At 75.2% G+C, this 6,199-nt stretch carries 6 protein-coding genes; 3 read left to right on the top strand and 3 right to left on the bottom strand.

Annotated features, from left to right (window positions below; translation table 11 throughout):
- The coding region (locus ACFQLX_RS06985) for a helix-hairpin-helix domain-containing protein (protein WP_386413145.1) at positions 1-1,283 on the bottom strand (1,283 nt) is incomplete at its 3' end.
- Positions 1,280-2,263, bottom strand: a complete 984-nt coding sequence (locus tag ACFQLX_RS06980) for an aldo/keto reductase (protein ID WP_386413144.1) — start codon at positions 2,261-2,263, stop codon at positions 1,280-1,282. The genes ACFQLX_RS06985 and ACFQLX_RS06980, both read right to left, overlap by 4 nt.
- A 174-nt stretch (positions 2,264-2,437) precedes the next feature.
- Between ACFQLX_RS06980 and ACFQLX_RS06975 the strand changes: the two genes are divergently transcribed.
- Both ACFQLX_RS06975 and ACFQLX_RS06970 read left to right on the top strand, forming a co-directional pair.
- Positions 2,438-3,487: an LLM class F420-dependent oxidoreductase gene (locus tag ACFQLX_RS06975; protein WP_386413142.1), complete on the top strand. Its 1,050-nt coding sequence runs from the start codon at positions 2,438-2,440 to the stop codon at positions 3,485-3,487.
- Between the two features lie 107 nt (positions 3,488-3,594).
- Complete coding sequence (locus ACFQLX_RS06970) at positions 3,595-4,383, top strand: ferritin-like domain-containing protein (RefSeq protein ID WP_386413141.1); 789 nt, start codon at positions 3,595-3,597, stop codon at positions 4,381-4,383.
- 46 nt (positions 4,384-4,429) lie between these two features.
- Here ACFQLX_RS06970 and corA read toward each other — a convergent pair whose 3' ends face one another.
- Positions 4,430-5,413 carry a magnesium/cobalt transporter CorA gene (gene corA, locus ACFQLX_RS06965; RefSeq protein WP_386413155.1) on the bottom strand — a complete coding sequence of 328 codons (984 nt, stop codon included), beginning with the start codon at positions 5,411-5,413 and terminating at the stop codon, positions 4,430-4,432.
- 64 nt (positions 5,414-5,477) lie between these two features.
- On the opposite strand from corA, the gene ACFQLX_RS06960 reads away from it, so the two are divergent.
- Complete coding sequence (locus ACFQLX_RS06960; protein WP_386413140.1) at positions 5,478-6,188, top strand: histidine phosphatase family protein; 711 nt, start codon at positions 5,478-5,480, stop codon at positions 6,186-6,188.
- Positions 6,189-6,199 lie beyond the last annotated feature (11 nt).

Below are 6,199 nucleotides of genomic sequence, written 5' to 3'. Positions count from 1 at the left end.
GGGCCCCCCGCGCCCGCCACGGTGCCCGCGGAGGGCCCCTGGGCGCCGCCGGAGCCAGGCCGGCCCCCCGCAACCGCGGCCCCGGGGGCCGCGGCCGCCAGCAGCGCCGCCGCGCGCCGGCGGCCGTCCGCCGTGTACGCCGCGAGGCAGGCGCGCAGGCCGAGCCGCAGCGCCGCGGCGACCAGCGCCGCGGGCTCGGCCCGGGCGGCCTCACCGCCCACGTGCAGCACGAGACCGCTCTGCGAGGCGGCCCGGACCAGCTCGGCCGCCGAGGGACCGGGCGCCGCCTCCGCCACCCGCTCCCAGGCCGCGGCGCCGCCGTCCGCCGGATCTTCCCGCTCCCCGAACGTCGTACGCAGCCGGGCGACGCCCTCCGCCAGGCTCTCCTCCGCCAGGGCGTAGCGCTCCAGCCCCAGCAGGACCCGCACCGGCGGCTCCTCGCCCTCCGCCGCCGGCGGACCCAGCGGCTCGTGGAAGACCAGCGCCGCGCCCTCGCCGACCGCGGCCTCCAACGCGGCGTCGGCGTCCGCCACCCCGTACTGGGCCAGGGCCTTGGCCAGCACCGCGCTCTCCAGCACGGTGTGCCCCCGGCGGGCCGCCTGCTCCAGCAGCCAACCCGCCAGCGCCAGCGTGCGGCGCGGGTCCTCGGGGCCGCACCCGGCGCCCAGCAGCGCGCGGGCGAAGCCGTCGGCCTGGGCCGGCATGACGCCGGGCACGGCGAGCAGCTGCCAGGGGTCGGCGCGCAGGGCGTCCGCCGCGCCCTCGCCCAGCACCTCGACCGCCCGCGCCGCCAGCGCCTCCGGGGCGCCCCCGGCCGCCAGCACCTCGCGGACCGCTGCCACCGCCGCGGCGTCCGGCTCACCCGGCGCGACGGCCCCGGCGACGGGTGAGCCGCCGGATGGGGGAGGGGCAGTCCGGGGCGCCGGGGCGCGCCGCGCGGGCCTGGGCGCCTGCGCGTAGAACGAGGAGGCCGGGCGCTCGCCCTTCTCCACCGCCCGCACAGCGGCGAGCAGTTGGGCCGCGTCGCCGCTCAGCGCCTGCCCCGCCTCGACCGGCACCGCCGCCCGGGCCTTCCCCGCGACCGCGCCGGCACCCGGCTCCACGCGCTCCGGCTCCGCGCGCTCCTCCACCGCCTCCGAGTCCTGAGCCGCCCCGGCGGCCGCGTCACCGGCAGCCTCCACGGCCCCCCGGGCGGGCTCCGCGGCCCGCTCCTCGGGCACGGCGGCATCGGCGCCCCCGGCAGTCCCGGGGTCGCTGTCGGCGAGGGCGCCTGCGTCACTCACAAGGTGCTCCAGTCATGGTCCGGATAGCGGTGCAGCGGCGCCGAGACATCGTCCAGCGCGCGGCGGATCTCGTCTGGAAGCGTAAGGGCCTCCACTGACAACGCCTCCGCCAGCTGGTCGGCTGTGCGCGCGCCGACCACCGGCGCGGCCACCCCCGGTCTGTCGCGCACCCAGGCCAGCGCCACCTGCAGCGGCGAGACCGCCAGCCCGTCGGCCGCCGTCGCCACCGCGTCCACCACCCGGCTCGCCGGCTCGTCCAGGTACGGCGCCACGAACGGCGCCAGATGCTCCGTCGCCCCGCGCGAACCGGCCGGGACCGCGTCGCGGTACTTGCCGGTGAGCACTCCGCGCCCCAGCGGCGAGGAGGGCAGCAGCCCCAGCCCCAGATCCAGCACGGCCGGCAGCACCTCGCGCTCGACCCCCCGCTGCAGCAGCGAGTACTCCAGCTGCGTCCCGGCCAGCCGGGTGCGCCCCACCGGCTGGGCCAGCTGCCAGGTCGCCGCCTTGGCCAGCTGCCAGCCGCAGAAGCCGCTGACCCCCGCATAGCGGGCCCGCCCGCTGCTCACCGCGAGGTCCAGCGCCTGCATCGTCTCGTCCAGCGGGGTGTACGGATCGAAGGCGTGGACCTGCCAGAGGTCCACGTACTCCGTCCCCAGCCGCTCCAGGGAGGCGTCCAGCGCCGCGAGGAGATGGCCGCGCGAGCAGTCGACGCGCCGCTCCGGGTCCGCGACGCTGCCCGCCTTCGTGCAGACCACCACATCCCGCCGCGGCACCAGGGAGCCGAGCAGCCGCCCCAGCACGTACTCCGCGCCGCCGTCCGCGTAGACGTCGGCGGTGTCGACCAGGGTGCCGCCGCTCTCCCAGAAGGTCTTCAACTGCGCGGCGGCGTCATCCTCCCCCGTATCGCGGCCCCAGGTGAGGGTGCCGAGCCCGATACGGGAGACGCGAAGGCCACTGCGGCCGAGATGCCTGAGCTCCATGCCCCGTGAGATTAGTGGTGCGCGGCGGCCCGCCGCGTCCCCCTGTGGACAACCCCGGCCGCCGGGCCCGCGAAGGCGCCCTTGGCAGCCCGTCCCGCCTCGCACTGCCGTACGTGCGATCCGAACGCTAGAGTCCGACCCAGGACGACATTACCCACTGGTAAGGGGAGCGGGATGCGGCTCGGAATCAACCTCGGCTACTGGGGCGCCGGGATGGACGCGGACAACCTCGCCGTCGCCCAGGAGGCCGACCGGCTCGGCTACGACGTCTGCTGGGCGGCGGAGGCCTACGGCTCCGACGCCGCGACCGTCCTGGCCTGGGTCGGCGCCCGGACCGAGCGGATCGACGTCGGCTCCGCGATCTTCCAGATCCCGGCCCGCACCCCGGCGATGACGGCGATGACCGCCGCCACCCTCGACACCCTCACCGGCGGCCGCTTCCGCCTGGGCCTGGGCGTCTCCGGACCGCAGGTCTCCGAGGGCTGGTACGGGGTGCGCTTCGACCGGCCGCTCGCCCGTACCCGCGAGTACGTCGAGATCGTCTACAAGGCGCTGGCCCGCGAGCGCCTCAGCCACCAGGGCGAGCACTGGACGCTGCCGCTGCCCGACGGCCCCGGCAAGCCCATCAAGCTCACCGTGCACCCCGTCCGCGAGCGCATCCCGCTCTACATCGCCGCCATCGGCCCGAAGAACCTGGAGCAGACCGGCGAGATCGCCGACGGCGCCCTGGTCCTCTTCTTCGACCCCGCGCACGCCGAGGAGACCACCCTCACCCCGCTGCGCACCGGCCGCGCCCTCGCCGGCAAGACCCTCGCCGGCTTCGACGTCGTCCCCACCGTGTCGCTGGCCGTGGGCGACGACCCGGCGGCGCTGGCCGACATGTTCCGCCCGTACACCGCGCTGTACGTCGGCGGGATGGGCAGCCGCAAGCAGAACTTCTACAACAGGCTCGCGCAGCGCATGGGCTACGAGAAGGAGGCCGCCGAGATCCAGGAGCGCTACCTGGCCGGCGACAAGGACGGCGCCGCGGCCGCCGTGCCGCGCGAGCTGATCGACTCCACCTCGCTGCTCGGCCCCGTCGAGCGGATCGCCGACCGCATGCAGGCCTACGCCCAGGTCGGGGTGACCACGCTGTCGCTGGCGCCCGCGGGCTTCACCCTGGAGGAGCGCCTGGCCGGGGTCCGGGCGGGCGCCGAGGCGCTGGAGCGCGCCGGGCTGGCGTGAACCGGCGGCGCCGGGCGGCTTGCGCAGGCCCGGCGCGCCTCCTGTTGCGGGACGCCGCGCCGCGTCATTGACTCGAACGCGAATGTCACCGCAGCGGAGGTGGACCGATGCTCTCACCCAAGTCCCTGTACGGGGAGATCCTCGACAACGACGAGTCCTTCCGGCTGTTCTGCTCCATCGCCGCCGCCGGCGAGGCGCAGGGCGGCTGGGAGAACGCCCGGATCGCGGCACTGGTGCCGGACTCCTACCGGGAACTGGCGCCGAAGGTGGCCCGGCACGGCGCGGACGAGGACAAGCACGGCCGGATCTTCACCGCGCTGCTGAAGAAGCGCGGACTGGAGCCCGTGACGGTGCCCAAGGAGACCGACTATACGATGATCCTGGAGGGCATCGGCATCGGGCTGCCGCACACCAGGCTGCGGGGCAGCGACCGCCTCACCGAGCGGGACGTCATCGTCTACCTGGCGCACAGCCGGGTCACCGAGCAGCGCGCCTCCGAGCAGATGGGGATGCTGCTGAAGCACTTCGGCGACCATCCCGAGGTGGGCCGCGCGGTACGGATGATCTCGGCCGACGAGGACAACCACCTCGCCTACTGCAACGAGGAGCTGCTGCGCCTGGCGCGGGCGGGCCACGGCCGTACGATCCAGCGGGTGCTGCGCGAGGCGGCGCTCGCGGAGATCGCCGTCTACCGCGACGTCAGCCACGCGGTGACCGCGCGCATGGGGCGGCTGCTGGGCTGGCCCCGGCAGAAGGCGGCGGTGCTCGCCGCCGGGGTCAACGGCGTCTACGCGTACGAGCGGTCGCTGGGCTGGCGGCGGATGGTGACCCTGCGGATGCCCGAGCGGCTCGACGCCCTGGGCGGCGCGGTCCCGCCGGCGGCGCACGCGGCCTGAGTGCCTGCCGGGGCGTACGGCCCCGCGGGGAGCGGCCGGCGCCGGATCAGAGCCACTTGTTGCGCTTGAAGAGCCGGTAGAGGCCGAACACCGCCAGCCCCATCACCAGCAGCACCAGCGGATAGCCGAACTCCCAGTGCAGCTCCGGCATGTGGTCGAAGTTCATCCCGTACACCGCGCCGATCAGCGTCGGCACCGCCGCCATGGCCGCGTACGCGGAGATCTTGCGCATGTCGTCGTTCTGCTGGACACCCATCTGGGCCAGCTGCGCGCTGAGGATGTCGCTGAGCAGCCGGTCGATGCCCTCCACGTGCTCGATGACCCGGGTGAGGTGGTCGCTGACGTCGCGGAAGAAGGGCTGGTCGTCCTCGTGGACGAACGGCACGCCGCCGTTCGCCAGCCGCCGCATGGGATCGGCCAGCGGGGCGGCGGCGCGCCGGAACTCCAGGGTCTGGCGCTTGAAGTGGTAGATCCGCGTGACCGTCCGGCGCGACTTGGGGGAGTCCGGGTCGAAGACCTCCGCCTCCAGCTCCTCCAGGTCGATGTGCATGTCGTCGGCGACCGCGAGGTAGTTGTCGACGACCGCGTCGCAGACCGCGTACATCACCGCGGTGGGGCCGTGCCGCAGGACCGGCGGCGCCTGCTCCAGCCGCCGGCGCACCTCGCCGAGCGGGTTGGCGGCGCCGTGGCGGACGGTGAGCACGTAGGAGTCGCCGAGGAAGACCGCGATCTCGTACGTGCTCAGGTCGTCGGTCGCGTGGTCGTACAGCACGGGCTTGAGGACGAGGAAGAGCATCCCCGGGTAGGACTCCAGCTTGGGCCGTTCGTGTGCGGAGACGGCGTCCTCCGCGGCGAGCGGATGGAGCCCCAGCTCGTGGGTGACGGTGGCGAACTCCTTCTCGTCGGGCTCGTGGAGGCCCAGCCAGACGAAACTGTCCTTGTCCGCCCGGGCCCGGGCGAGCAGCGAGGGGAAGGCTTCCGCCGACTCCTGCCTGCGGCCGTCCGTGTAGAGCGCGCAGTCGACGATCACGGTGCCATTCTTTCCGACGGGGACCGGGCTGTCCTTGCGTACGCTGCCCCGTACGCTGAGGGACATGCCCACCCTGCTGCTGATCAGGCACGGCCGCTCGACCGCCAACACCGCCGGCGTGCTGGCCGGGCGCACCCCCGGCGTCACCCTCGACGAGCGCGGACTGGCGCAGGCCCTCGCGCTCCCCGGCCGGCTGGCGGGCGTCGGGCTGGCCGCCGCCGTCAGCAGCCCGCTGGAGCGCTGCCGCGAGACCCTGGCCCCGCTCCTCGCCGCCCGCCCGGAGCTCCCCTCCTACGAGGACGAGCGCATCACCGAGTGCGACTACGGGCAGTGGAGCGGGCGCAAACTGGCGGAGCTGTCCGACGAGCCGCTGATGGCCACCGTCCAGGCCCACCCCTGCGCCGCCGTCTTCCCCGGCGGGGAGTCCATGCGCGCCATGCAGGCACGGGCGGTGGAGGCCGTCCGGGACTGGAACACGCGGATCGCCGCCGAGCACGGCGAGGACGCGGTGTACGCGATGTGCACGCACGGCGACATCGTCAAGGCCGTCGTCGCGGACGCCCTGGGCATGCACCTCGACCTCTTCCAGCGCCTCGCCGCCGACCCGGCCTCCGTCACCGCCGTGCGCTACACGCCGCTGCGGCCCTTCCTGCTGCGGCTGGGGGACACGGGCGACCTGGCGTCCCTGGCGGGCCCTCCGCCGCCCGTACCGGCAGCGCAGGCCCCCGCCCGCGTGCAGGACGCCGAGGTGGGCGGCGGCGCCGGGGCGCCGTGAGACCCCCCGCA

Source organism: Streptomyces polyrhachis, from assembly GCF_042663125.1.
GTDB lineage: Bacteria > Actinomycetota > Actinomycetes > Streptomycetales > Streptomycetaceae > Streptomyces > Streptomyces polyrhachii.
The sequence above is the reverse complement of the archived record's forward strand: the minus strand, read 5'-3'. Positions and strand labels throughout refer to the sequence as shown.

Excerpts from the sequence above, each read along its gene's own strand:
- ACFQLX_RS06980 (WP_386413144.1), bottom strand. The coding sequence starts at position 2,263 with ATGGAGCTCAGGCATCTCGGCCGCAGTGGCCTTCGCGTCTCCCGTATC.
- ACFQLX_RS06975 (WP_386413142.1), top strand. The coding sequence starts at position 2,438 with ATGCGGCTCGGAATCAACCTCGGCTACTGGGGCGCCGGGATGGACGCG.
- ACFQLX_RS06970 (WP_386413141.1), top strand. The coding sequence starts at position 3,595 with ATGCTCTCACCCAAGTCCCTGTACGGGGAGATCCTCGACAACGACGAG.
- ACFQLX_RS06960 (WP_386413140.1), top strand. The coding sequence starts at position 5,478 with ATGCCCACCCTGCTGCTGATCAGGCACGGCCGCTCGACCGCCAACACC.